At 35.3% G+C, this 26,508-nt stretch carries 27 protein-coding genes; 10 read left to right on the forward strand and 17 right to left on the reverse strand.

Features of this window, described 5'->3' with window-relative positions:
* Nucleotides 1-10 precede the first annotated feature (10 nt).
* From ACZ48W_RS01725 to ACZ48W_RS01750, 6 genes are all read right to left on the reverse strand, one after another.
* Nucleotides 11-2,107 (reverse strand): ribonucleoside triphosphate reductase, encoded by a 2,097-nt coding sequence (locus tag ACZ48W_RS01725; RefSeq protein ID WP_464827889.1) that lies wholly within the window; start codon nt 2,105-2,107, stop codon nt 11-13.
* A gap of 111 nt (nt 2,108-2,218) precedes the next feature.
* Nucleotides 2,219-3,220, reverse strand: coding sequence for a type I glyceraldehyde-3-phosphate dehydrogenase (locus tag ACZ48W_RS01730; protein WP_464829229.1), 1,002 nt, complete (start codon nt 3,218-3,220; stop codon nt 2,219-2,221).
* A gap of 148 nt (nt 3,221-3,368) precedes the next feature.
* A complete protein-coding gene (locus ACZ48W_RS01735; protein ID WP_464827907.1) occupies nt 3,369-3,869 on the reverse strand; it encodes a hypothetical protein in 501 nt (166 codons plus the stop codon).
* On the reverse strand, nt 3,862-4,467 hold the full coding sequence (locus ACZ48W_RS01740) for a hypothetical protein (RefSeq protein WP_464827905.1): 606 nt from the start codon (nt 4,465-4,467) through the stop codon (nt 3,862-3,864). The genes ACZ48W_RS01735 and ACZ48W_RS01740 overlap by 8 nt, the downstream gene beginning before the upstream one ends.
* 188 nt (nt 4,468-4,655) lie before the next feature.
* Entirely contained in the window at nt 4,656-6,338 is a 1,683-nt protein-coding gene (locus ACZ48W_RS01745; RefSeq protein WP_464827904.1) for a cbb3-type cytochrome c oxidase subunit I, read from the reverse strand.
* Complete coding sequence (locus tag ACZ48W_RS01750) at nt 6,335-6,931, reverse strand: cupredoxin domain-containing protein (RefSeq protein ID WP_464827903.1); 597 nt, start codon at nt 6,929-6,931, stop codon at nt 6,335-6,337. Before ACZ48W_RS01750 ends, ACZ48W_RS01745 begins: the two co-directional genes overlap by 4 nt.
* A 767-nt stretch (nt 6,932-7,698) precedes the next feature.
* Here ACZ48W_RS01750 and ACZ48W_RS01755 point away from each other — a divergent pair.
* Nucleotides 7,699-8,064 carry a NifB/NifX family molybdenum-iron cluster-binding protein gene (locus ACZ48W_RS01755; protein WP_464829231.1) on the forward strand — a complete coding sequence of 122 codons (366 nt, stop codon included), beginning with the start codon at nt 7,699-7,701 and terminating at the stop codon, nt 8,062-8,064.
* A 546-nt stretch (nt 8,065-8,610) separates the two neighbouring features.
* Here the strand turns inward: ACZ48W_RS01755 and ACZ48W_RS01760 are convergent.
* Nucleotides 8,611-8,829 (reverse strand): ATP-binding protein, encoded by a 219-nt coding sequence (locus ACZ48W_RS01760; protein ID WP_464830454.1) that lies wholly within the window; start codon nt 8,827-8,829, stop codon nt 8,611-8,613.
* 135 nt (nt 8,830-8,964) lie between these two features.
* Here ACZ48W_RS01760 and ACZ48W_RS01765 point away from each other — a divergent pair, with 135 nt between their 5' ends.
* The 8 genes from ACZ48W_RS01765 to ACZ48W_RS01800 all read left to right on the forward strand — a co-directional run bounded on the left by ACZ48W_RS01765 (nt 8,965) and on the right by ACZ48W_RS01800 (nt 14,427).
* Nucleotides 8,965-9,639, forward strand: a complete 675-nt coding sequence (locus tag ACZ48W_RS01765) for a DUF4198 domain-containing protein (protein ID WP_464829233.1) — start codon at nt 8,965-8,967, stop codon at nt 9,637-9,639.
* Nucleotides 9,636-10,052, forward strand: a complete 417-nt coding sequence (locus tag ACZ48W_RS01770; protein ID WP_464829235.1) for a hypothetical protein — start codon at nt 9,636-9,638, stop codon at nt 10,050-10,052. Before ACZ48W_RS01765 ends, ACZ48W_RS01770 begins: the two co-directional genes overlap by 4 nt.
* Entirely contained in the window at nt 10,049-11,023 is a 975-nt protein-coding gene (locus ACZ48W_RS01775; RefSeq protein ID WP_464829237.1) for a transporter family protein, read from the forward strand. Before ACZ48W_RS01770 ends, ACZ48W_RS01775 begins: the two co-directional genes overlap by 4 nt.
* 8 nt (nt 11,024-11,031) lie before the next feature.
* Nucleotides 11,032-11,676, forward strand: coding sequence for an energy-coupling factor ABC transporter permease (locus ACZ48W_RS01780; protein WP_464829239.1), 645 nt, complete (start codon nt 11,032-11,034; stop codon nt 11,674-11,676).
* Complete coding sequence (locus ACZ48W_RS01785; protein WP_464829241.1) at nt 11,669-12,217, forward strand: hypothetical protein; 549 nt, start codon at nt 11,669-11,671, stop codon at nt 12,215-12,217. The genes ACZ48W_RS01780 and ACZ48W_RS01785 overlap by 8 nt, the downstream gene beginning before the upstream one ends.
* Nucleotides 12,210-12,989 (forward strand): energy-coupling factor ABC transporter ATP-binding protein, encoded by a 780-nt coding sequence (locus ACZ48W_RS01790; RefSeq protein WP_464829243.1) that lies wholly within the window; start codon nt 12,210-12,212, stop codon nt 12,987-12,989. The genes ACZ48W_RS01785 and ACZ48W_RS01790 overlap by 8 nt, the downstream gene beginning before the upstream one ends.
* Nucleotides 12,990-13,314: 325 nt before the next feature.
* Nucleotides 13,315-13,749, forward strand: coding sequence for a hypothetical protein (locus ACZ48W_RS01795; protein ID WP_464829245.1), 435 nt, complete (start codon nt 13,315-13,317; stop codon nt 13,747-13,749).
* Nucleotides 13,750-13,773: 24 nt separating this feature from the next.
* The gene (locus ACZ48W_RS01800; protein WP_464829247.1) at nt 13,774-14,427 is read left to right on the forward strand and encodes a nucleotidyl transferase AbiEii/AbiGii toxin family protein; all 654 of its coding nucleotides are present in this window, start codon (nt 13,774-13,776) and stop codon (nt 14,425-14,427) included.
* Between the two features lie 54 nt (nt 14,428-14,481).
* Here ACZ48W_RS01800 and ACZ48W_RS01805 read toward each other — a convergent pair whose 3' ends face one another.
* Both ACZ48W_RS01805 and ACZ48W_RS01810 read right to left on the reverse strand, forming a co-directional pair.
* Nucleotides 14,482-15,042 (reverse strand): GNAT family acetyltransferase, encoded by a 561-nt coding sequence (locus ACZ48W_RS01805; protein WP_464829249.1) that lies wholly within the window; start codon nt 15,040-15,042, stop codon nt 14,482-14,484.
* Nucleotides 15,033-15,641: a pyridoxamine 5'-phosphate oxidase family protein gene (locus ACZ48W_RS01810; RefSeq protein WP_464829251.1), complete on the reverse strand. Its 609-nt coding sequence runs from the start codon at nt 15,639-15,641 to the stop codon at nt 15,033-15,035. The genes ACZ48W_RS01805 and ACZ48W_RS01810 overlap by 10 nt, the downstream gene beginning before the upstream one ends.
* 87 nt (nt 15,642-15,728) lie before the next feature.
* On the opposite strand from ACZ48W_RS01810, the gene pdxR reads away from it, so the two are divergent.
* On the forward strand, nt 15,729-17,105 hold the full coding sequence (pdxR, locus tag ACZ48W_RS01815; protein WP_464829254.1) for a MocR-like pyridoxine biosynthesis transcription factor PdxR: 1,377 nt from the start codon (nt 15,729-15,731) through the stop codon (nt 17,103-17,105).
* 149 nt (nt 17,106-17,254) lie between these two features.
* On the opposite strand, the gene ACZ48W_RS01820 is transcribed toward pdxR, so the two are convergent.
* The 8 genes from ACZ48W_RS01820 to ACZ48W_RS01855 all read right to left on the reverse strand — a co-directional run bounded on the left by ACZ48W_RS01820 (nt 17,255) and on the right by ACZ48W_RS01855 (nt 26,506).
* On the reverse strand, nt 17,255-17,749 hold the full coding sequence (locus ACZ48W_RS01820) for a hypothetical protein (protein WP_464829257.1): 495 nt from the start codon (nt 17,747-17,749) through the stop codon (nt 17,255-17,257).
* The gene (locus ACZ48W_RS01825; RefSeq protein ID WP_464829260.1) at nt 17,742-18,881 is read right to left on the reverse strand and encodes an AAA family ATPase; all 1,140 of its coding nucleotides are present in this window, start codon (nt 18,879-18,881) and stop codon (nt 17,742-17,744) included. Before ACZ48W_RS01825 ends, ACZ48W_RS01820 begins: the two co-directional genes overlap by 8 nt.
* A 190-nt stretch (nt 18,882-19,071) precedes the next feature.
* On the reverse strand, nt 19,072-22,665 hold the full coding sequence (locus ACZ48W_RS01830; protein WP_464829262.1) for an ATP-binding protein: 3,594 nt from the start codon (nt 22,663-22,665) through the stop codon (nt 19,072-19,074).
* Nucleotides 22,662-23,225 carry a condensin complex protein MksE gene (locus ACZ48W_RS01835; protein WP_464829265.1) on the reverse strand — a complete coding sequence of 188 codons (564 nt, stop codon included), beginning with the start codon at nt 23,223-23,225 and terminating at the stop codon, nt 22,662-22,664. The genes ACZ48W_RS01830 and ACZ48W_RS01835 overlap by 4 nt, the downstream gene beginning before the upstream one ends.
* Nucleotides 23,216-24,328, reverse strand: coding sequence for a hypothetical protein (locus ACZ48W_RS01840; protein ID WP_464829268.1), 1,113 nt, complete (start codon nt 24,326-24,328; stop codon nt 23,216-23,218). The genes ACZ48W_RS01835 and ACZ48W_RS01840 overlap by 10 nt, the downstream gene beginning before the upstream one ends.
* 1 nt (nt 24,329) lies before the next feature.
* Nucleotides 24,330-25,100 (reverse strand): hypothetical protein, encoded by a 771-nt coding sequence (locus ACZ48W_RS01845; RefSeq protein WP_464829272.1) that lies wholly within the window; start codon nt 25,098-25,100, stop codon nt 24,330-24,332.
* Between the two features lie 24 nt (nt 25,101-25,124).
* Nucleotides 25,125-25,811 (reverse strand): HNH endonuclease, encoded by a 687-nt coding sequence (locus ACZ48W_RS01850; RefSeq protein ID WP_464829275.1) that lies wholly within the window; start codon nt 25,809-25,811, stop codon nt 25,125-25,127.
* A complete protein-coding gene (locus ACZ48W_RS01855; protein WP_464829277.1) occupies nt 25,808-26,506 on the reverse strand; it encodes a hypothetical protein in 699 nt (232 codons plus the stop codon). The genes ACZ48W_RS01850 and ACZ48W_RS01855 overlap by 4 nt, the downstream gene beginning before the upstream one ends.
* Nucleotides 26,507-26,508 lie beyond the last annotated feature (2 nt).

The raw sequence follows: 26,508 nt of genomic DNA on the forward strand, positions 1-26,508 counted from the left end.
ATTCTACCCTTTAACATGCTTCTCTTAAAATCTCTTCATCACATTTGGGGCAATACTCATATTCCCCGGAAAGATAGCCATGTTTTTCACAAATGGAAAAGGTGGGTGTCACCGTAATATAGGGTAGTCTAAAATTACTAATGACATTTCTCACCAATTTTCTGGCTGCTTCTGCAGAACTGATCTTCTCTCTCATATACAGGTGCAATACCGTTCCGCCTGTATATTTACACTGCAGATCATCTTGCAGAGTTAACGCTTCAAAAGGGTCATCCGTATAGAATACAGGGATCTGGGAAGAGTTGGTATAGTAGTTGTTCTCTTCGGTCCCAGCCTGTATGATATCCGGATATCTTTTGATATCTTCTCTTGCAAATCGGTAGGTTGTACCCTCTGCCGGTGTTGCTTCAAGGTTATAAAGGTTCCCTGATCGTTCCTGGAAATCTTTGAGCTGATCTCTCATAAAGTCCAGGATCCTCATAGCCATCTCTTTTCCAAATGTATCGGCTATCGTATGCTTATCATGAGAAAAATTTCGTATCATCTCATTCATCCCGTTGACACCGATAGTTGAGAAGTGATTGTTAAACCCGGGAAGATACCTTGCCGTATAGGGGAAAAGTCCTCTATCATACATCTCCTGGATAAAAATTCTTTTTTTCTCAAGTGTTGAGTAGGCATACTCCATGAGTTTGGCAAGCCTTGCAAAAAGCTTCTCTTCATCTCCTGCATAGAGATATCCCAATCTTGCCATATTGATCGTCACAACACCGATACTTCCTGTCATTTCAGCACTTCCAAACAGCCCTCCACCTCTTTTAAGAAGTTCACGAAGGTCCAACTGCAGCCTACAGCACATACTTCGCACATGCCCAGGTTTATATGCCTCTTCATTGGGTATCAGTTCACCCTTTTCATTTCTCACATACTGACTGCCTATAAAGTTTTGAAAATAGGAAGATCCTATTTTTGCCGTATTTTCAAAAAGAATATCCGTATTTTCTCCATACCAGTCAAAATCTTCGGTGATATTTACCGTAGGAATAGGAAAAGTAAATGGCTGCCCACTCTTGTCACCTTCCGTCATTACTTCATAGTAAGCTTTGTTGATAAGATTCATTTCAGGCTGAAAATAGTGATAGGTCATACTCTCCAGAGAGTGAATATCTTCATCTCTCTCTTTGGCACGCTTCAATAGATCTTCATCATCCAATCCATGAAAAAGATGTTGCTGATTTCGTGTCGGTATCTGATCTTTCAGATCAGCAGGAACCGTCCAATCGATGGTAATATTGGTAAAAGGACTTTGTCCCCATCGTGCCGGGACATTGAGATTGTACACAAAGCTTCTTATTGCTTTTTTAATCTCATCAAACGAAAGTCTGTCTTTAAACACATAAGGTGCCAAATACGTATCAAAGGAAGAAAATGCCTGTGCTCCTGCCCATTCACTCTGCAAAATACCCAGAAAATTTGCCATCTGTCCCAGTGCTTCCCTGAAATGATTAGGTGCTCTACTCTCTACTCTTCCTCGCACACCGTTAAACCCTTCATCCAAAAGCACTCGCAGGCTCCATCCTGCACAATATCCGGTCAAACAATCCAGGTCATGGATGTGATAATCCCCATCCCTGTGTGCATAACCCTCTTCTTTGGAGTAGATCGTATCCAGCCAGAAGTTGGCGATCACTTTGCCTGCTGTATTATTGACAAGTCCGGCATTGGAATAGCCTGTATTGGAATTGGCCTTGATCCTCCAGTCAGCTTTATCGATATACTCTTTGATGGTTTGTGTCGAATTGATATAGGTTGTATCTTCATCCAGTCCCAGGATATGTTCTCTTTGGATCTTGTGCATATGACGGTAGAGCATAAATGACTTCATCACTTCAAAATGCTGATGTTCATACAAAACTTTTTCTATGATATCCTGAATCTCTTCGACACTGATCTCATCTTTGTTTTTGATAGTATCCATTAGCTCTGAAAAGACACTCTTATCATAGGCTTTCGCTTCACTTTTAAATGCTTTTTTAATCGCATCTTCTATTTTGAAAGGTACAAATTTCTGAGAACTTCCATCTCTTTTTATAATCGTTTTTACCATATATATTACTCCAATAATTTTATTTAATTGTTATCAAAAAATGAAAAATTATTTTCTCAATTTTTTTATTTTAACGATTACTTGATTAAAATCAAGTAATTTTTCTTAATTTCATGTTATGACTTTTATTACTTCAACCAATCTTTTAACATACCCGTATTCATTATCCTGCCAGGCTGAGACTCTGAGCAAATCACCTGCTATCTCAGTAAAAGGGAGGTTGATCACAGCACTATAGGGGTTCAATATATAATCGTTAGATTCATTTGGAGTCTCTGTAGTATCAAGTATGTTTTTATATGAGGATTTCACCTCTACCTCAAATCTGGCATTCACTTCCTCTTTTGTATACCTTCCTTTCAGCCTGATACTTAAATTATATAATGTCGTACTTGGAATCGGTACCCTGATACTTTTAGCATAAAGCTTCTCTTTGAGGTGAGGGAAAAAATAACCAGTTGCCTCAGCTGCACTGCTCATAAGCGGAATAGTATTCTGTGTAGCAGAACGTGTTCTGCGTATATCTTTGGAGTAGTGTTTACTGTCAAGCAGATTTTGATATACTGTATAACTATGGTACATACTCATCATTGCACTATCAATCCCGAAATACTTATCAATGATCTTAAACAGTGGAACAATAGCATTGGCAGAGCAACTCGAGTTTGAAATGATAGACTCATTGGCATACTGTTTATGATTTACTCCATAGATATAGGTTGGCATCCCATCTGACGGAGGAGCAGATACAATCACTTTTTTTGCTCCGTTTTCGATCAAAGGTCTATTGGATTCAACGGTTAAAAACATTCCGCTGCACTGCAAAACAACATCAATACCAAGTGAAGTCAGATCTATATTTTCAGGACTAGGTTCAGAAAAAAGTTTTACTCTTTGCTGATCAATACAAAGTGTATGGTTTTCTGCTTTTATCTCATATGGTATAGTTCCGTAAATAGAATCATACTTCAAAAGATATGCCATCTGTTCATAGCTGTAAAGATCATTGATCCCCACCAGCTCCAGACTGCTATCTTCCAAAATGATTCGTGCTGCACATCTGCCGATACGCCCAAATCCATTGATAAAAATTCGTATTTTTTTAAAATCCATATAATATTCTAATAATATAAAGAAACATATTTAGATCAAGAACCCTATTCTTTTCCCATATCTTTTATTATCCTTATCCAAAGTCATTGCAATAGCAATAATCCCGATAAGAAACACAATGATGATACCCATATAGACATATGCCATGTTAACCCCTTTGGTAATGTTTTACTTTTTCTTTGGCCAAAGTGGCAAATCTGTTTTTTTCTTCTAAATCTTTAAATGCGTACACAGGGAAGAACACAAATGTATCACCATGATAGAGAAGATATCCCTCTTCCAGCGAGACCACTTCCAAAATATTCTTCCATGGTGTCATATGCCCGTCTATGATCAGCCCCTCTTCCGAAGCAGTGATGTGAAAGGTATGGTCTGCATCTGGAATAGCATCAAAACTTTTACTTAACATTGCTTTCCGCATCGGCCATCTTAGAAAATACCAATAGACGGTTAAGAAGGTAGAGATAAGAAGAAACCCTACAGCCTCTTTTTTCATAGCGGCAACCACAGAGAACTGTGTCATTACAATAAAGATCCATCCCAGGAAACGTTTAGGTGAATGTTTCATCTCATACTTATATGCCGCATGGCTCGCTTTTAAAAAAGTCTCTTTATCCCAAGTATAATGAATCGTTACCGTGTCAAACATGTTCTTCACACTCAGCAATGATCAGATCAGACTTTTTGATACAGCCATCCTCTTCAAGCTTTTCGATCAACCCTAAAGTCTCTTCATACTGTTCTTCAAACAGTTTACTATTTATATCATACTTTTTTCGCTCTTTTCTCGCATACCACCATGCAACCACAATAGAGAGCGCAAAAACACCATAGATCCACCACTGCCACTCTTTAAGATCAAGAAGGACAATGAAATACTGTACAGAAAACAGCACAAAGAACTCTATAGAAAATATGATCACCAAGGTAGAACTCTGTTCAAAATCAAGAGTATATTTCTCTATCTCTCTCAGATTTTTTAAATTTTCATTGATCTTCTGTGCTCTTGCCTGACAAGATTCTTCCAGATTTTCTATATCTATATCTTTTATATGGATATTACTGATATTATATTCTACATTCGTCTGCTTGTAATCCTCCAGTATTTGAGGATATTTTTCCATGACCTCCAGGATATCATCTTCACTGACTCTCTTTTTACCGGTAATGTTATGTATATCCTGCAAAATAAGATCATATAAACCAACTGTTTTGATTTCAAGTGCAACACGTTTGAGATGAATCAATATCTATCCTTTAATTATTACTGTTCTATATAGACTTAACACTGTTAAACAAATTAAATATTTATGGCATAGCACATAAAATTATTATAATGGAGGATTTAATTTGTTTGACAGGGGTAAATCAACATGATTATTCCCATTCTCCATAACATGGATACAGACAGCAGAGGGGACTCCCCCCCTGTACTTTATGATGCAAACTCAGGATCCTTTGCAGGTTCCAATTCTTCATCCAATCCATAAGAAGCTGTTTGATCTTTTGCAGGCAGGAAAATACCGATCAATCCTTTAAGCCCTACTGACATAATAATGTTAAAGAGGAAGATTAGCCATGCCACTAAAATCATTGCCCCACAAGCGGCTGCCAGCAACATAAGAGTATTAAACTCACCATTAATATAGAGGTGTCTTCTAAGCATACCGTCAAGCCCGGCCATACCAGCAAATGCACCCATACCGATACCACCGATAAGGAAAAGCCAGAAGTGTGCATTTGAAAGTTTACCGGAATACATTTTCGTATTGTTCGTAACCAATGGCCAGAGCACATACAATGCACTGTAAAGTGTCATGTAAAGACCAACGATCAATGCAATATGCACGTGTGCCATAATGATCCACTGTGTATTATGAAGTATTCTGTTCATACCCATATCTGCCTGAATGATCGCAGCAGGAATTGCCAGACCAAATCCAACCAGACCACCAAGAAGATACTTGAGCTCCATCGTCATTTTAAGCGGTCTTGCTTTCCATAGTGTTACAAGTGTAATAAAGAGTGCGAGTCCTTGAGTAAGAAGCTCAAATGCTGTTACCATCTCACCGGAGATCAATTTCATCATTTCGGGTTGTCCCTGATCAGCTAGCAGGTGGTGGGACCATACCATCCAGGAAACAAGAAGCTCTAACATAAGCGCTGCTCTAGCCACATTCTCCATAAAGAGCTTTTGACCTGTGATCAACGTTGCCAAAAGATACCAGGAACCGGCTACATAAATAAGTACCAAACCATCTGCAACAAGGTCAAGTCCCCACCAGAAGAAATTTTTATAGAGCAGGGAATCAATGGTCGCAACATTAAGGGGTGCCCCGCTTGCATCAAAGATCAAATAGACAAGTACCAGAAGACCTGCGCCCAAAATTACCACTGCATCCAGGAATGTATCGACCGTACCACGGAAGATCGCAACAACAGGAAGCGCAAGAGCAGGCTCTTTACTGTATGGCTGTTTTCCTCTGAGTTTATTCCACAGGTTCAACATTCCGTCAATACCAAAACCAGAGATCAAAAGCTCTTTGGTTGTTTTGTCTTTATGTACACCGACTCTGGCAAAGATCGTGGCATAGATATTATAGATAAATCCGAATGTACCGATCATGATCAAAGCAACTCCCAGAATAAATACTATTCCGCCAATAAGCTGAAACTGTTCAGTATCTGCAGGTAGAGGCCAGTAGAGTGTATAAAGCGGTGCATACTGCCATACAAATGCAGCTATCCATGCTAATGCGGAACCGATAGTAATCATTAGCCAAACAAAGTTAGCCAATTTTACACTATATAAAGGTTTTTTAGTCAAAAAAGGCACCAGGAACATAAATGCAGCAAAGACCAGCTGGTAGGTTGAACCAAAAATACCTATAATTGGGTGTACGGTCATAATCGAAAAATAATGTTCTGGTTGAGAGAACATTTCAGGTAGTGGGTTAACCGGTCCTGTGGAGACCATACGCATGATCATACCTTCAACTGATGCCAACCCAAAGAAGAGAAAAGACATCACAACCGCTCTAAGCGTCACTTTCTGTAGTGCATTTAAGCTTGTATGGTTAAAATTTGTCCCATTAATTAAATTATCTGTAAAACTCATTTTTTACCTCCCCCTTTTTTACATCCGATAACTTCAACAAAGTTATGTACTTTCATCAGATCTGTTTTTCCATCTTCACTATATTGACCCGGTCCTGAATACTCCGTTGATGTCAGATCGAACACACCATTATGGTTGAATGTCCATAAAAGGTCATTGCTACTGCCTGGGTTGACCTGCATCTGCATCACTAAAGTACCATCCTGTCTAAAAAGACCAAATCCGTACACCAAATCTTTACTCACCACATCAAAAAGGATCTTCTGTTCACATTGAACTGTGATCTTTTTTTGTGGAAGTGTCCACTTATGTTTTTCTATTGTAAACTTATAGGTTGCATCAGGGGTTATTTCATGCCGTGTAATATCCTCTGATACCCAGGGAATGGTATTGTAGGTAAAAATATGGTGCCCCACCCCTCCTGCAACCAAAAATGCGATATAAGCATAAAACGGTATCCGCACAACTGATTTTGCTTCTTTTTTTGTAAGATTATAACCAAACCATGCAATGACTGAAATAATCAGTAGAGCATAAATAGTATAAGCTACATTATGAAACGCCAACAACTCTATTGAGTTTGAAAATGTCATTTTCCTCTCCTTTAACTTTAAAATGAATTATTTTAATATAATCCATGCAAAACTATAACATAATATAAACTAAAGTATATTGATTTGAATCAATTATTTAATTTTATCAGTAATAATTATTTTAATATTGAATAAAACATAGAAAGTATAGAAGAAAACATTATTTTTTATTGGTAACCTATTAAGAAAGGAGGATACATTAATGTTTCTCTTAATAGGCTACCTACAAACTTACTTGTTATTTATTAAACAATGAAACAACATTTGAAGTTTATCTTATAGAAAATAAAAATCTTGTTAATATTTATGAATAGGTATTCATTTTTATAGTACTTTCGCCCTATAGAAGAGCGATTTAAGCATGTTGATCCAAAAAAGTAAGTACTGATTCAGTTATTTTATTTCAGATTTTCTTCAGTTTATTCATAGATATCATTCATATTATTTTATATTTAACCACCCTTCTACTAATGTTTATTTTGTAAAAAAGAAAGTTAAGTACCCACAGCAGATTCTTTAATCAATTAATACTCCTAAACTCTCTCTTTTTAGTGGGAATCAAGTTGTCTTGATCTACAGAGTTATAAGTTCTACTATTGACAAGTGTGTTAATATAAGATAAAATAATACTAGTTTTATGCATATGAATAAAATTAATGTCGAGATCAAATCATCATTATTATTATAAAATAAACAATAAAAATATCTAGAAATATTTAACCTCTATGGTACAAAATATTAAACTATACTATGAAAAGGAGAAAGAAATGAAATTGGTATTTCCAACCGATGAAGATATGGGGTATTTAAGTAAAAGAGGTGCTCACTTTGGCAAAGCGAAATATTATACCATCATTACACTAAAGGGTACTAAAATATCAGATGTTGAATGTGTAGAAAATCAAGGGCATAAGAGTGGGGCTTGTGGTAATGCGGTATCTAATATTATGAACTTAAATCCTGACGCATTGATTGTTTCAGGCATTGGCAACTCACCTGCACAAGGTTTTGCTCAAGCAGGACTTGATCTTTATTTTGATCAGAGTTCACCAACAGTAAAAGCAAGTGTTGAAATGTTTGTAGCAGGTAAGTTAGAAAAAAGCAGAGGAAATGGTACCTGTTCAACACATTGACTTTATAGATATCTATTCTAAAATCATATGCAATTTCTAACTAACTGTTGATAGAGAAAGGTTGATCAGAAATCAATTATATTTTATTAGATCAAATATAAATAATTATTCACTAGACAACCAGAAATCAAGACCAGAATTATACATAATCAATATTATGCAACATGTTTTGGACAAATTAATTTTTCCTAATTCTGGTTGTATACTAAATAATAATTAAATCTTTATAGAAGACCTATAGATATAATCTTATATTATAAATAATATATTTAATTGTTATATTAGCCAAAGTGTTTTAAATGGTGCATTAAATATAATGAATAGTCATTCATAAAAAATAAACTAATTTAAAACTTTAAATTTGGAATTTATTAGAAGATAGTTACCCTTTAATATACTGTTAAATCACAGATTGGAAGAGAGCATTTAAAATTCCGTGTCAGCCATATTTGGTAACATAAACGCTGCACCTCTATATATTTATCTTGGCCAGCAGGACAGCAGTTCAAAACTGGCATAGTCCATTTTTTTGATGCATTCTGTATCCTAAAGTAAAATAGCATCGGCCACTGTATCATTATTGAGATAATCATACCACTGTGAAACAGGAAGCTGAGAAGTGATGATGGTTGAATTTATCTCTGTTCTATCTTCAATGATTTCAAAGAGATTGATAGCATCATCTGCACTCATTTGTATGATACCAAAGTCATCCAGCACAAGCAGTTGAAACCTTGAGTATTTTCTATCTAAAAGAGGCTGAATTCAGATTTAACTATACACCCAAAGAGAAAAAAGAGATATTTTAGTCCCTGAAATAGAGCAGAAGTTATTTTTTTTATATCTTTATAATTTTTCTTTCTCTATGATATGCCTAATTTTTACCTTAGGAGTATATTTATGAGATTTTTACTACTACTACTTTTCCCTCTGTCTCTATGGACACATGATATCTGGATTGAGAAGCAAAGTGACAGTTTTGTACTGCAATATGGTCATCTACACCTTACACAAGAGCATCAAGGACGCAAAGTCATCCCCTATGATCCCAACAATATTCAAGAGATCATCTGCAAAAATGGCAGCAATATAGATGCCCTAAAGAGAGAAAAACGCTATCCTCTGACTATATATAAAAAGTGTGACTCTTTATATATAAGACTAGATAATGGATACTTTACAAAAACCCCTTATGGCATCAAAAATCTTCCAAAAAATAGTGTCAAGATGCCATTAAAAAGCTGGAGAAGTTACGAAAGTGTAAAACGAATTGAAAAGGGAGAGGATAAAGTACTCTCTAACTCCTTGGAGATTCTCCTTCTCAATAGTCCTAAAGAGATTGGAGATAAGGCTCATTTACAACTCTTCTATCAACAAAAACCTATAGAGGGCATTGCTGTTGCCTATGATGGTAAAGTACGAGGCGTAAGTGACAAAAATGGAAAAATCAATATACGCATCAAGCATAGCGGTATTCAGAATATACAAGCGACACGTAAAGAGCCATCTGCTCATAGTGAACTCTATGATGAGACCATATTTACAACTACACTCAATTTTGAGGTTAAAGAATGAGAAAATTTATTATTGTAACTCTTTTAAGCTGTTTCTCTTTTGCACATGATTTACATCATAAAGTTGAACAGAATCAAGCTACAGTAGTAACATTTTCCTTCGGAGGAGGTGCTGATTTTTCTTATCAACAGTATGAAGTCTATGCCCCCAATGCGAAGCTCCCTTTTGCTGTGGGGAGAACCGATAGCAATTCACGGGTTATCTTTATTCCAAATCAAAGCGGTGTATGGCACGTAAAAGCGGTGAGTGAAGATGGTCATGGGGCTTCGATAGACATAGAAGTAGATGAGCACATGCAGCTGCAAGGGTATTCACAAAGTTTTTATGAAAGATTTCAAAAGATATTTGTGGGAGTGGCTCTTATTTTTGCCCTATTTGCCCTATTACATTTTATTAACAGGAGAAAAAAATGAAAAAAAGTTTAGTTATAACACTATTTGCGACAAGTTGTCTTTTTGCACACCATGGGGTTGCTTCATTGGGGGTTGCAGGATTGGAGGGGCCAGGAGCTCCTATTGAAACCACCAGCTCGGCTACACTGCCTGAGGGAAAGTTTTTAAGCTATTTAAAGGTTGACAGTGCCTCTTATACAACGTATTCCTCCCCTATAGACGATGAGGGGTCTTCCAGTAGCTATTTCATGTATGGCTTGGGATATGGATTCACTTCATATCTTAGTGCTTATATATTTATGCCTTACTATACCAAAACGCTAGAAAACAGTGAGTCTACCAGTGGTTTTCACGATATCAATCTCATGGGTGTTTTGGGATTCAAGTATGATAACGGATGGATGCTTACCCCGTCAAATGAGTCTCTAGATGACCTTGAGGATTGGCACTTTACCACCTTTATGAATCTTTCACTGCCTACAGGAGATACCAACATAAAAAGAAGCGATGGTACCCTTTATGATGCAGGAATGCAACTTGGATTTGGCAAGCCTTCCTTTATGATAGGGCTTAGTGCTACCAAATGGTTTGATGAAGATTGGACCTTTTTAGCCGATAGCTCTTATAATACTTTTTTAGAATATCAATATAGTGATGGTACTAAAGTTAAATTTGCTGATGAGATACGAGCCAATACCGCTCTTACCTACAAGCTCTATACCAACCGTAAACAAAAATTACGAATTGATGCAAATATCGAAGCTAATTATCTCTATCTTGGAAGAGATGAGGAAAATGGTATTAAGCAAGAGGCAACAGGTGGTCAAATCCTCTATAACACCACTGGCTTTAGACTCTATTATAAAACAATTAGTGTTGGTTTGGGCATCAAAACCCCCATCTATACCCACCTCAATGAAGAGAATCTTCAGCAAGGCAGCGAGGGTAAAGAGGACTATCGGATACTTTTTAGCTTTTCAAGTCTATTTTAGGAGTCTTCGTGCATATACCTGATGGATTTGTCTCGCCCACAACCTATATCCCCCTTTGGGGGCTAACCGCTGTACTATGGTACCAAGCCTTTAAAAAAGTATCGATAGAGAGTGAACAGATCTCTTTTCTTTCAGCACTCTCAGCACTTAGTTTTGTATTGATGATGATAGCCATACCTCTTCCAGCAGGAACCTCTGCCCATCTTAGCGGAGTAGCACTTATCAGTATTCTTTTTTCTCCCTATTTGGCCTTTAGTGCACTCTCTATGGTAATAGTTGTAGAGGCACTGTTTTTTGGAGAAGGGGGAATAACCACATTGGGGATTAATGTAGCTGCCATTGCATTTCTAGGCAGTTTTAGTGCCTATTATAGCTATAAACTTTTTAAAAAAATCAATGAAACATTGGCTCTTTTTATAGCTGGTTGGATAGGAATGAATATTCCTGCTCTCTTTGTCGCTTTAATATTAGGTCTTCAGCCACTTATTGCCTCTGCCTCAGGAGAGCCTCTCTTTTTTCCATTCGATATAAAAACCACTACTATTGCACTCATACTTCCTCATGCACTATTAGGAATTGTTGAGGGGGTGATTACCGTAACACTCTATCGCTTTTTAAAGAGAAATTTTAAAACGGTATTTACAGATGAATAGAGACCAATACCTCTTTACTATCTATCTATTTCTATTAGTACTCTTTACCTCTATTCATAATATTTGGTATTTACTTGTGGCAATGGTCAGTATTTTTATGCTCTCTTATAAGAATTTAAAATACCTTTTTATACGTGTCAGTAAAACCGTATGGCTCTCTTTGTTGGTAATATCTCTCTCTTATCTTTTTATGGGACTCTTCAAGGAGATAAAGCTCTCTTTTATTGTGCTTTTAAATATTCGTGTTTTTCTTTTAACCTTTATGACTTTTGCCATGCTGGAGAGGATCAATATCTTTAATCTTCTTGCTTTTTCAAAAAGACTCACCTCATTAGTGACCCTCTCTTTTTCACAAATCTATATTTTTCAGCGCACCTTTGCGGAGTTTCAGATGGGCTACACTTCCCGAACCCTAAAACCTACATTGGCAACTTGGTTGAAGTCACTCAATGCTACACTCTTTTACTTTGTAAATAAAACACTTCATACATCAAAAGATATCTCACTGGGTATGAAGAGTAGAGGATTTTTTAATGATTGAACTCAAAAACATCTCCTTTGATCATATCGATTTCAAAGGTGAACGAAAAGAGCTTTTAAGAGATATCTCTTTTAAAGTAAATGAAGGTGAACGAATCGTTTTATTGGGTATCAACGGAAGTGGCAAATCAACGCTTTTAAAGATCATGGATGCCCTTATCTTTCCTAAATCTGGTCAACTTCTCTATCAAGAAGAGATAGTAGATAAAAAGAGTATAAAGAGAATCTCTAAAAAGTTTAGAAAAGAGGTTGTCTTTTTAATGCAAGACCCCAATATGCTTCTTTTTAATGCTACAGTAAAAGAAGAGATAGCCTTTGGGCTTAGAGAGTTTGGATTTGATAATATCGACGATAGAGTTATAGAGATAGCCAAAAAGTTTTCCTTAACCAAATATCTCAACACTCCACCGTTTTTTCTAAGCGGAGGAGAGAAGCAGCGTGTTGCCCTGGCATCACTTTTGGTGATTGAACCCAAACTTCTTTTGATGGATGAACCCTCTGCCAACCTTGATCCTACCACAACAGCGTGGTTAGTAGAGCTATTGGATGAGTTGGAAATTACCACCATAACATCAACACATAATCTCTCTTTGGCTCATGAGTTGGGCAACAGAGCATTAGTATTAAATCATAAACATCGACTTATCTTCAATGGTGATTTAGATCATTTTTTACAAGATAAAGAGCTTCTTATTAAAGCTAAGCTCTTACATAGACACACACATTACCATCATGGTATGAAACATAGCCACTACCATCTTCATGATTGGTAGTTCACCACAACCTGTTCCAAAGTGTCAAACGAAGAGTCATATTAGGCAGTTGTCTTTGGTGAAAGCCTCTATTTTATAGACTGGTTTTGAAATATTGTGCAGAATTAAGCACTGCGTCTGACATTTTATCTCCAAGGTCACTAAACAGGGTAATGATCTCAAAGTGAACTTTTCAGATCCGCAGATGCAGAAGATTAAGACAGAATTTCAAATAAAAACACAAACAAATACAAAATCCAAGAAAGGAATGAGTAGATAAATAGTTGTCATTTTGACAAATAAAAAAAAATTGGTTAAAATAACAATAACTTAGTAAGGAGAGCCAATGAAAACAAAACATGATCTATTTGAAAAAATGTTAGATACCAAAGGTATTAGTAAAAAAGCTTTCTCAAACTATGCTCAAATCCCCTATTTTACAGTTGCAGGGTGGAAAAAGTCTGGCAAAGTACCTTCCTATGCAATGCTACTACTCAAAAATATGCCATCTCCTAAAACTGTCACAGCCAAACAACTTATAGATGCAGGGATGCCAAGAGCTATCTTTTGGAATAATGATCTCTCTAAAACAGTTCCAAGGGACATCTTCATTGTCTCTACGCTCAAAAGAGCCTACAATGATTTTGTCATTGAGAAATTTATAGCATTTTTCGGTGTAGATGTGGTATTGGCAGCTCTCATGAAGCACAGAGATAGACTTTCAGATAAACTCATTCATAGTGTTATGTCACATGTTGACACTGCCTTAACTTCTGCATGATCAATCAGCAAACTCAAGCACTTCTTGATAAATTCAAAAAAAATACCACTTTTCTCTGAACATAAAGCCATACTCATAGGTGGCACTGCTTTAGCTTATCACATTACTCATCGTGAGAGTTTTGACCTTGATATCTGTTTTCCTTTTTCAGACAAACTGCCAGATCTTGATTTTCTTGAAGATTTTGACGAGGTGATCCCTTTAGAGTTTGAACAAGGTATTATAGATACAGCCATTAATGAAGGTGGAGATATTAATGAAGTCATGAAGCGTTATATTATCAATGGTGTAAAAGTTGATTTTGTTATCAACCCTTCAAGCAATATCTATGAGAGTGAGATTCTCAAAGATGACACCAAGCATACTCTGGAACATTTGCGTATCGCATCTGTTGAAAGCATCTTCAAGCTCAAATCTCTGCTACTCCTTGACAGAAACAAGATTAGAGATCTTTATGATATGGTTTATCTTATGAAAAAGTGCGGATTTACTGGTAAAGATTTTATTGATACCATTATGCATTATCGCATCACCTATCTGCCAAAAAACATTGTGCAGCTTATTGAGGCAAAAGAAGAGGATCCTTTTGATATTGAAGGGATTGAGAAGCCTACGATGGATATCGTAAAATATCAAGATTTAAAACTTTATTTACTTGATAAAATTAGAATGAGCTAAACTTCAATCTCTCTCCAAATATTTCAGCAGTTATAGTAGTTTATAATTTACTTGTCAAACTACTGGCTTAGAAGTCTCACACACAAACTCCCAATACCTATTGCCATTAAACTCAAACTCTTGTATGACCCCTAGTTCTAGTTTACGTTTATGTGCTTGATAGGAGCGTGGATTTATCTGGTTTACGAAGGTTACGAGTATAGGGTAGCGTTTTGCCATGTGAGCTAATGAGAAGTTAAATATATCTTTGAGTACAGCCGTACCTCTATATTGCTTGTCTATACAGATGGGACCATACTGATAAGAGTTCTCTACACTCAGTTGTTGTCCCTTATATTCCAAGTTTGGCAAATCTTTTATCATATGCTGAAACATAGACCACTTAGACCAAAACTCCCATGATGCAGCCATCACATAGGCAATAACCTCTTCACCCTCTTTGGCTATAAAGAGTCCCTGCTCTTGCTCTATGAGTTGGGTAAGTTCTTCTTTGGTAAAGGCAGTGGTAACAAAACCATCTTTTTTATCCTCTTCGTTAATAGTATCTATTTGATACTTAGCATGAAGTCTAAGTGTGGCTTCTATATCGGATAATTCAGCTATTTTTAGTTGCATACTCTGATCCTTTGTGCTTTCATCATCTCTATCGTCTCTTTGTCAAGTATATTACCACGCACTTCTAAATGCTTTAGTATCATAGTAAAACGCTCTTCATTAAGGTGCTGACCAAACTTGAATTTACAAGAGACTGTCGAGGGTATTATCTTTAACACCGCTGTAGCTTTGAGTGATTTATCATAGGTTTCATCACTAAAGAGTTTGTATCCACCTTCTGGTTGTAACTTAGACATAAGGGCTTCAAACATTTTAGCTTTTTCTTCTCTACTCTCTACTACCTCTAGCACCCCATCAATACTCACAGATTTAAAAAACTGTGTAGCAGGACATGCCAAGCCCTCTGTACTACACATAAACGACGCAATGAGCGAATAGCTCTGCACGACAGAGAATGACACACTAGGATTAGATGCAAGCATCTTCATCTTTTTATTACTCAATGCTCCATGAAAGTAGATAGCTTCTTCCAGTCGTACAAAGTTAATGGGTACTGCGTAGGGTTTATCTTCTACACTCAAGGCTAATGTACCGTACTCAGTGCTGTCTAGTACGGTATTTATCATATTTTCATCTGTAATTTCAAATACTTTGTTCATACATATTCCTACAATTTTTATGCTATTATACGTCTAATCTAACCTTGTGTAAAGATACAAAATATTTAATTTTTATAAGGACAGTTTGTGTATACACTTCATCTAAACAGTACAACACCTCTACATCTACAACTCTATTTAGAAATAAAAAATGACATTCAAAACAACTATACTATAGGAGACAAACTCCCTTCCATACGTAAAGTAGCCTCACTCTATAATCTCAGTAAAACAACTGTAGAGAGTGCCTATGCACAACTCTATGCTGAGGGATATATAGAGAGCAGACCAAAATCTGGATATTATGTCAGTGAAGTCTATTTTGACACCTTTAAATCAAACGATTCTTCTTCTGTACCTTATGCACATACTTACCCTACTTACAAGTTTGACTTTTTTCCTGCACAGCTTTGTTCAAGTGATTTTCCACTCAAGACTTGGAAACGTATTGCTACGAAAGTATTAGATGACTCAGTAGATTTCGGTGCCTACCCTGAGGGGAAGGGAGAACTAGTCCTTAGAGAACAGATAGCCAAATACCTTAGAGATTCACGTGCTGTAGTTTGTGATGTCTCACAGATAGTCATTACTTCAGGATTTATAGAAAGTATGAGACTTATAGCCAAATTACTTAAAGACAAATACAAATATTTTGGTATAGAACATCCAGGCTATCACATCGCAAGGAAAGTCTTTGCTGAGTATGGTTACAACATGGAGTATATCAAAGTAGACAGCAAAGGGGTTAGTATGGAAACTCTTAGCAACAGTAAAGCCCAGATACTCTACATTACCCCTTCTCATCAATACCCCACAGGTGTAAGCATCCCTATAGCTAACAGGCACAAACTCCTAGATCTCATGCAAGAAAGAGATGGTATCATCATAGAAGATGACTACGACAGTGAACTCACCTATAGCAACCGACCTATTCCTTCCTTACAAGGCTTAGATAAGCATGAAAGTGTCATCTATCTAGGTACATTTGCCAAGTCACTCTCCCCTGCTTTACGTGTGGGGTATATGGTCTTGCCTCATTGGTTGGTATCAATCTATTCTAAGAGTTATGATGCACACTTTGCCAAAGTTGCACTCACTACACAGCTCACACTAGCACAATTTATGGCAGAGGGTCACTACGACAGACATATACGTAAAATGCGTACAATCAATAAGAAAAAACACAATCTTATGAGAGACACACTTAAAGAAAAACTAGGCAATTCCATGCACATCGTCTCAGAAGGAGGAGGACTAGCCATACTCATACATCCCTCTGTGCCTTTTGACTGGGAAAAATTCAAAATATTAGCAGAAGAAGCAAGAATAAAAATTTACTTAGCTAAAGAGCGTTGTGGTGGAGAGTTCGAGGCTGTACGTATGGGATTTGGAGGGTTGAGTGAAAAGGAAATTATAGAGGCAATAGAGATTTTTAGTGAGGTTTGGGAAAAGGCGATAATTTAAAGCATATGCTTCAGCATGTAGATACCAAAAGCGGTAATGCACCAATGAGACTACCGTAAATAAATGAAGGAATTTTTTCTATTTTCTATAGAACAATTCCTGTTTTAGTATTTATTTTAAATAATAATTTAAATCCGTAATGTATAAAGCTATGAACTTGTTTTATAGAATTTATGCTCTTTATCTAAAAAGACTACATAAAAAGTATTCTTATCAAATCTAAAAGAACTATTCTCTTGTATCGCATCATGATAACTATCAGGTACAACAAATCCTATCAATCTAGGTTTGTTTTCTAAATGAATTCTACACCATTCCACTTCTATAGGAATATGTTGAGGCTCATTAAAATCTGTACTAGTTGGAAAAGCCGATCCATAATTTGCAAAAACTGGATATTTACCAACATATTGAGTTTTCCAATGATTCAAGGGAAACTTAGAATACTCTTTAAGTTTATCTAAAAGTTTTACTAATTCCTCTTGATTCCAGTCTTTAAAATCCTGTCCTGCATCATCACTATTCACAAAATAAGAAAAATTAAACTTGCAACGTTGTGCCAAATTATTGTCTGTAGCATTTAATGAAATTTGTGGAATAGATGCTAAAAAAGAATCTTTCTTAGTATTACCTTTTTTAGCCATGTGCCATAACCTTTGGACGACCACCAATTTTATGAGAATTGTAGGCAGGCATGATAGACCTATCAGGTCTTAAAATATCTCCAGGTATTTCATCTAGCCTATAAAGATAACTCTCATTATCTTCTTTGTTTACAAAGACTAAACGATACTTTCCAAGCTTATCTATTACTTCAGAATGATGACTGGTAAAGATGAGTTGAGCACCATTTCTATTTTCTTCTTTATCTTCAAATAAATCAATAAGCATCAATGATAAATCAGGGTGTAGCCCTATATCAAACTCATCATATGCGATAACAGAACCAAAAGAAAGAGCTGTTAAATAAGCACCAAGTTGTCTATATAATAACCGTGTACCATTTGATTCATCATTGTATTGCAATTTATAAATTTTACTATCTACTACATGATGAAATAATGGTTCATATGTTAATTCTTTAGTAATTTTATCTTCAATCTCTACAATTTCTATTCGTGTGATACCTGTATCTGCTTTATTTAAAAGCTTACCTACGAGATTCAACAGTTCTTTATTTTTAAAATAAACTTTAGATATATCTTTATATCCCATAAAATGCTCATTATTAGTCATTTTTCCTAAAATATTTACATTTGTAGCTATATTTTCTGCAAAACTGTAAAAAGTTTTTAATTCTTTTAGTCCATGTTGGTGGGCAATACTAATGATAGATGCATTGTTTCTATTTATATTAATAGCTTTAAGTTCATCTAATTCTTTAATACACTCTGTAATATTTTGTTCTTCTCTAATAAGTATCGTCGTCCAACGAGACTCTTTGCGAGAAAGTGACTCTTTTATCAATGATTCTTGTGTAAATTCAATCTCATATTTATATTCAATATCATCTGTTTTAAAGTGAATATAAAGTTCTGTTGATTCACTACAATCAAAAAAAGGTTTATATAGCATTCCGTCTTCAGGTTTAATCTGTGAAAAAGAATCATACATAAACATTCTTATGTATGATAAAGCTCTAACTACATTTGTCTTACCCGAAGCATTAGCACCCTTTATACCAAGAACTGATAATACTTCATCTTTATGCTCCAAAGTAACATCAAAATCTTCTTTAAAAGAGTAGAAATTTCTTCCACCAAAACCTAATAACATAATAATTCCTTTTTGATTTCTAAATGATTATAGCATATTTTACCGCTCTTATATCATATTTTTGTCAATTTTGTCAATTTATTTAATTTGACACAAAGATTGTAACATCTCTCAGAGAGAAAAACTAAGAGTGGTCATAGAGACAGCATGTGGACACTAATAGATCTAAGCAAATAATAAAATTACCTTTTTAAACAATATTCATCTGAGCTATTTCTAAACCACCTTTTTCGTTACCGCTATTTCTAAACATATAATACATCGCTGCTTTAGGATCAGGATAAACAGGATCTGGGGTAATGAAGAGTGTTCTGAAGCCATGGTCATTAATGTATTTTTTGAGATTCTCTTGGTTTTGATGTTTGAGTCTTGATATCTCATCTACAATCAAAAAGAATGGTGTGTCTTTGTCTGCCTTATTGGCAAACAAGGCTAAAATAGAGATAGTAATTGCTACTTTTAATAAAATATTCCCACCAGAGGAACTATCATTTTTTAAGTGGCTTAATCCCTTTTTCTTTACACCATTTTCTATATAAGAGATAGTAAGATCGATGGTATCAAAGATATGTATTGCCCCACCCTCACTCTGCTTTTTGATCTTACCTAGTGTTTCAATAATAGCATCTATATTTTCAATTGATTTAGGCTTGTCAAAAAAGAGCGATTCTTTGTCTTCAAACATCGTTCTGGCACTTACTACTTTACTGTTTAGTGATTGCATCAAAGAAGCGATAGAGTTATTATTACCTTTGGATTTATCCATCTCTAAAGAGATCTGCCTGATCGCACCAAAATCCACCTTATTTAAATTTCTGTTGATTCTATTTTTTTGTTGTTCAAACCGATCTTCAAGATCATTAAAAGTACCCAATTTTTGAGGGATAATGTTATTTAGGTAGTTGGTAAAATCTGCATGTCTTGATCTCTTTTGATTATCATAAGAGATCATACTAAATTTATGTAACTCTTCAAGTGAATCTTTAATGTGCTCAAGTGAAGCAATAGATGCCACTTCATCAAACTTCTCAATACTTAGATTGATATCGATAATTGCATTGTATTCCAAACTAGATAATCTACTGAGTAAAGACTTAAAATCAATTCTGAGATTTTGATATCCTCTATTTTGTAATTCATATGCATTTACAAGTTCATCAAGCTCTCCTGGCTCTTCAATCTTTTCAATAGTCGATAAATCAATCTCAAGTGCATCCGCTTTTGCAATACCCTCTTTTAATTTTTTGAGCCTCTCACTGCTTTTCTGATGTTCTGCCTCTAAACTTTGAGATTGTTTTTTTGATATTTCTATTTTACTGCTTATCTTTCCCTTGATGTTACTTAAAAAAGTCTCTGCTTTTTTATGCTCTTTTCTTATATTTGGTAATGTACTAATCTCTTCTTGTTTTTTCTCATATTCATCTAAAAATGTTTCAGCACGGTAACACACTTTAAGCTCATCTTCCTTTGCAGTTCTTTGATTCCTATATTCACTGAGTAGTTCATCTTCTGTTTTCGTTTTCTTTTCAGACTCTAACTTTTGTATCTCTTTTCTAACTTCATCTCTTTCACTATTTATCCAAGATTGGATGTTCTTTGTTGAAGCTTTAAGATTAAAATCCAATTTTTCTTTACGCTTCCCTATCTGACGTTTTTTATGATTGTTTTGGATCTTCTCTTCATCTTTTTGCGTTTTTATCTCTTGCTTAATACGATGAATTTCCTCAACATGCTTCTTTTTTTGTAGTTCAAACTGCTCTTTGAGCTTTTCTTTGTTGTCCTGATAGCGTTCTTTACGCTGTAGTTGCTCTTGCTTCAATTCAGATAGTTTTACTTGTAATACGCCTAAATTATCTTGCTCTAGTTTTATTTCACTCTTGATGTTATCTATTTTTAACGTTGCTACATTTAGAAAATAATCATACTCAGCCTTCAGAACCCTATCTTCTTCTCTGGCTTTTACAAGAGAGATCTTTCTGTCTTCTTTATGTTGCACAATCTTTTCATGCAACTCTTCTGCTGTAGGGTAAGCATCTAAAGAAGTAAGATCCATAGTCACACCAAAAAGTGTAGAGGTAGATTTAAAATCTGCGACTGGTTTTAACACTTCACACGATTTTGAAAGTAGCTCTTTATCTATTACAGGATAAATATTCTCTTCCCAGCCATCCACCTCTTCAGCCAAAAATGCTTTGAGCGTATGAGGTTCATGACTCAAAAGTGTTTGATACTCTTTTATTTTCGTATTGTTATACAGGCGTACACTGTTAAGTTTTTCAGCTCTTTCAAATCGTGCTTGATGATAATCATTTTTATATCCCTCAACCTTTCTCTCCTCTTGCACAATTTGGCGAGACAATCTATCTATCTCTGATTCTTTATTGGTGAGTTGATTTACTATTTTTTCCTGTTCTATACTGTTTTTTTCTTGCCCTGCTTCATACTCCTGAGACAAGTTATCACTCTGTGATTCATAGCTATTTTTGAGTGTCTCAACATTTTCTTCTTCCAAAGATAGAGCATTTTGTAACGCCTCTATCTTTTTTTCTATCTCTGCAAATATTTCTACAAATTCAGCTTCTATACTTGCAATATCATTATCACATTGATTCTCTTCAGACTCTTTAAGGGCACGAAGCCTTTTCTTTCCTTCTTCTAAAATATCAACTTCAATTTTTCGTGTTAACTGTTCTATTCTATTTTCAATCTCTTTAACAATACTGCTTTGCTCTTCTTCAAGCTTTCGTATGGAGATAGTAAGATTATCACGATCTTTTTCAAGCCCACTCTTCTTTGCTGCTATAGTTACTGCCTCTTCATAATGGATGGGTGAGTATTTCTCTTCTAATACCTCTAACTCTTTAATCCTTATAATAAAATCAGTAATTTGATCCCTTACCCTATTCTCCAAGACTTCTAATCTTTTTTCCCAATGTTTCACTCTGCGTCTTGAAGCCTTTAATGCCTCCTCTTCTGCCTCATAGGCAACTTTGAGTTGAGGCAGTTTCTCTTTATCCATTTCCTGGTTAAACTTTATCTTTCCAAGTAACATTTGTATAGTCTCTTCCAGGGATACAAGCTCTTCCATCACTCCTACAGCTTTTTTTATGTTGTCTCTTTGCTTGTCAAACTTTTTGAAAAAGTTATAGTCACGCGTAAAAGCTGTCATATCTGTAATGTATGTATCAAAATCCAGAGAGAGAATCTCATCATCCTTTTGCAAAGATTTTTGTATCGCTTTTTTGATACTCTTCATATCTACAATGGCTTTATCCACATTAAAGACCATATTGTACACTTCCAAAAATGCATCATAATTCTTTATTGAGGCTATAGAGAAGTCCAAATAGCGTCTCTCCTGTCCATAAATGATCTTTCTATACTCAGCATTGGTTTGTGGACGGTATGAGCTTACATTTTTAAGATAAGCCCTAATATGGTCATGTTCTACAAGTGTACCGTTAGCAATAACCCTCTCCAAATCAAAAGGCTGCTTACTAAACCATTTTTGTACCTTCCCACTTCGTTTAAATGCCATAATAAAAAAGTCATCAAACACATAAATAATATAAGAGTTGTCATAAGGAAAATAGTATTTTTCAAAAGAGTCTTTATCGCTAGGGATCCCCAGTTGTCTACCCTCTGCATTGTAGAGATAATGAATTGCACGGGTTGTTGTTGTCTTACCTGAAGCATTATCACCAAGGAAAAACACATCTTTAGAGAGATCAATATCTACAAGGTCAAAATTGGCTGAGTTAATCAGTATCATTCGTCTAATCATTTGCTCTCCTTGGTGTTAGGCTCAGAAAGCTCTATAATCTTGATATAGTAATCAATAGCATCAAGAACTTTATACTTATCTTGATCATGATCTCCTACTCTTTCTATGAGGTCAAACTTTCTTAGACGATCAAACAGTGCATCAAAAGCACTTTTAAGATCTACATGACCTTTACCTGACACAAGCATATTAAGCCTATTAGAGATTGAACTGTCTTCTTTCTCCTGCATTTTGTATTCATGTATCAAATCTGTATAGACAATAAAGCTTCCTCTATCTATCTGTGGACGCAACTGTCTAAGTATGGAGATAGCCAAGATTGCATCCTTGTGTTTGATGATATACGCTTCCATCTCATCTTTATTCATCTGTCCTTTTTTTGAGAGGTAAAAATACCCTCCTTCACCATGCAAGATATAGCCCAAGGTAGATGCTGCTGTATAGAATTCATCAAAGATCTCTTCATCCATAAGATGTCGAGTATATTCGCTATATTTTTTTGAATTAGATGAAATGATCTTCCCCTGAGACAAAATTTCAAAAACACTTGCTATATCCATGCCACTCTCCTTATATGATGCGATCCAAATCCATCATCTATTTTCGTATGTTCTCTATGTTCAGACACGGTCATCAAAAATGCTTTAAAGGCTTCAGAACGCTTTGTCTGCACTGCATCAAATTTTTCAATCTCCTCATGCTTTAAAATAAATGCAAAGAGATCTTTAGGCATATGTTTTTGAATATCCTCAAGTAACAGCTGATAATTCAACACTACTTTATCTTCTACTTCCTGTTTTTTATAGATTGTTTGAGGTGCCTTAATTGCTTTATGAGGTTCAAAAGTAAATACTTGACGCAAAATAACAGCAAAACGATCTTGTTCTATATCCTGCTCAGATGGCACTGTTTTTATTTTATGCTTTTTAGTATTTCCAAAGGTATGATGCAGGCTCTCATGGTCACTTCTTAAAAGTGCTTCAAGTTCAGTGGCATCATCTGCCATGATCTTTTGTGCCAATGCAGCTATTTTATTGTTCTGCTCTTTTCGCTGTTTCGTTCGGAGTATAAATCCATTGAGTCTATGAATGTACTTATGTAGATTATCTGAATACCGCTGTATATCGATCTTCACATCAATAATCAGATCATCAATCTCTTTACTCAGTCCAACGATCTCTTTGGAGAAAATATCATATGTCTGGGTACTGGCATTTGAGAGCTCTTGCATTTGTAAGAGAATATGCTCTGCATCATCCAAAATTACTTCCAAACTTAGAGCATTTTCATGGACGATTCTACTTATGAGTACAGAAATATCCGAATCTCTTCGTTTAAATTTTAGGAAAACATCTTCTATCCCCTTACGGATACGATTGAGATACGTTTTATCTGAGGTTTCTAAAAATCTTTTTTTATACGTTACAAGCTGCTGTAACTCTTCAGCATATTTTCCAAATATCACACCATACTCTACCCTCTTGAGCATGGTATTGATAAATTGAATATAGGCTTCATTGAGGACAACTCGATCCCCTATTTTATTAAAGATCTCTGCTTCAAATAGTGCCGTATCGATATGTGAAGGTATCTCTCCCTTATATGCTTGATCAATCACTTTTTTGTGTCTGTTCATCAAAGAGATAAGTTCAATATGTGTCATACTAAAGTACCTCCTGTTCTATCACTGCACTGTATTGATTGATCAAGTCAATCAGCCATTGCAACTCATCATGTTTTGTAGGCAAAGCAGAGAGCTGTTTACGATAAAGCTCTTCATTTTGGTACTTGGTGTTTGCAAAATAGTTCTCAAGTTCAGGATGCCTGAAAAAGCGTTTACTCCTACACTTAAAACTATCATAAATACGTATTGCTTCGATGTCATAATCTAAGAAAAAAGTTACATTTTTATCTTTGAGAAACGCTCTTGTAGCACTGTTACTCATACCACCTAGGTAAATAAACTGTCCATAACCAAATTTAGATGCAATGTCATAGATATTTAAAAAAGTCTCTCCATTTTCCACTGCTAAAATAGGAGTGTCATCTACTCTAATCTCATCAGGGCTTTTATAGAGTTTTGGTTCTTCATTGGTATGTTGAAAAATCACCACACCATCAAATACTGCAATGTAACGGCTCTTGCTGTCACCTGTGTTTTCTATGTTCTCTTGCCTTGTAGTTGTGGGAGCTAAAAGACACTCTATATCTTCAAAAGAGGAGATTATTTTACCATCATTACCTACTTCAGAGAGAAATAAAAAGAACTTCTCCCAATCTAGTACTTTACTCTTTTGTCTTAATTTCAACTCTATAAAATAGAGATCATTTTCTTTTTGATACTCTTTAGCTAGTTCATTGAAGTATGTTGTTTGGGAGTATGTAGGGGTATTGTTTTTGAATTTTAGTGCTTGTTTTAGTAGTGTTTTATCCATTTATCTCCTCCTCCCATTTTCATCTTAATAAATTCTATCTAATCTTTCCAACAAAGAATCCAAAACATCATCTACCAAACTAATCTCTAGCCTAGAGGCTATCATAGTCTGTAGTGCTATGACTTGCTTGATATACTCTTTTTGCTCATCTAGGGTGAAGCGTTGCCAGTTCTTTTTGTTTTTCTTTCCGTTGTGGGCTTTTATGAGTAGTTGTAGGTTGTCTGGATGGTGTTTTCCTGCTTCTGTAGGGCTGAGTAAGGCAAAGGCATGATCTACCTCAAAATCGAGGCTGAAAAACTTGTTTAACTGTTTGGATATGGTTTCAAACTCTTCTATACGGTAGCGTTCTATCTCTGTGAGGGCTTGTGTATCTTGGCGTATGCGTTCTGCACGGGTAAGTGGCTCTATATCTGCCTCTAATTCCTCTTCTATACGCTCTTCTTTTTGAGCTTCGGAGATATAGCGTACTTTACGAGGTCTTTCACTGTCATCTATCTCTACTTCAGGAAATCCACCTGTAGAGAGTCTGGAGCTGATACGAGCTGCAAGCTCTCTTAGCCCTGTAGTATCATTGGCTTGATTTGCTGCTTGTTCATTGGCTGCTTCTAATATATCTGGATATAGTTCCCCTACTCTCACAGCCCATTCTGAGACGATGACCCAATCATCAAAGGTTTTGAGTGCTTCTAGGTATTTTTGTGTTTTTGTCATAAATAAGTTTCTTCTTCCTTTTTTTCATCTAAAAATTCACATTCATACCAAGATAAGAAAAGCTTTAACTCTTTATGTTTTTCATTATCTGTTTGTATAGCAGATAGAAACATCCATATCAGTGGTATCAATATTAATGATATAGCAAAAACGCCTATCAAAATAGACTTTGTTCCGTCAGTAGCAAGTGTTTTCACTACTCCACCCCATGAAATCATTAAAAAAGTTATAAATGTGACAATAAATTTATGATCCCAAAGTGTTTCTCTAGGAAAATCTTTTTCTTCTTTTATATATACATAAATTTTATCTAAACTTTCTATATTTAACTTTTCCAATAATTCTTTAAATAATTGATATCTTGCTGCTTGCCAGCCTTTTCGATGTGTATCAAGTTTATTATATTTATCACTAGAATAATGTTTTTTTAATACTTGTGCTAATTTATACATCACAATATATATCATTAAAGTTAAAGTAATTAACACCAAAATTATAGGTTTAAAGATTAAAAGAAATGAATCATCAGCAGGATTATCCCATGTTATTGAAGCAAAAGACAAAACTGCTGTTAAGAACAAAACAATATACCAAATTAAAAACTTTTTAAAATCTGGAATCTTTTTTATTAACTGATTAAGCGTAGCATTATCGTAACTATCTTTTATTTTTGTATATAAACATCTATCACTCATGG

The organism is Sulfurovum aggregans (assembly GCF_055385215.1).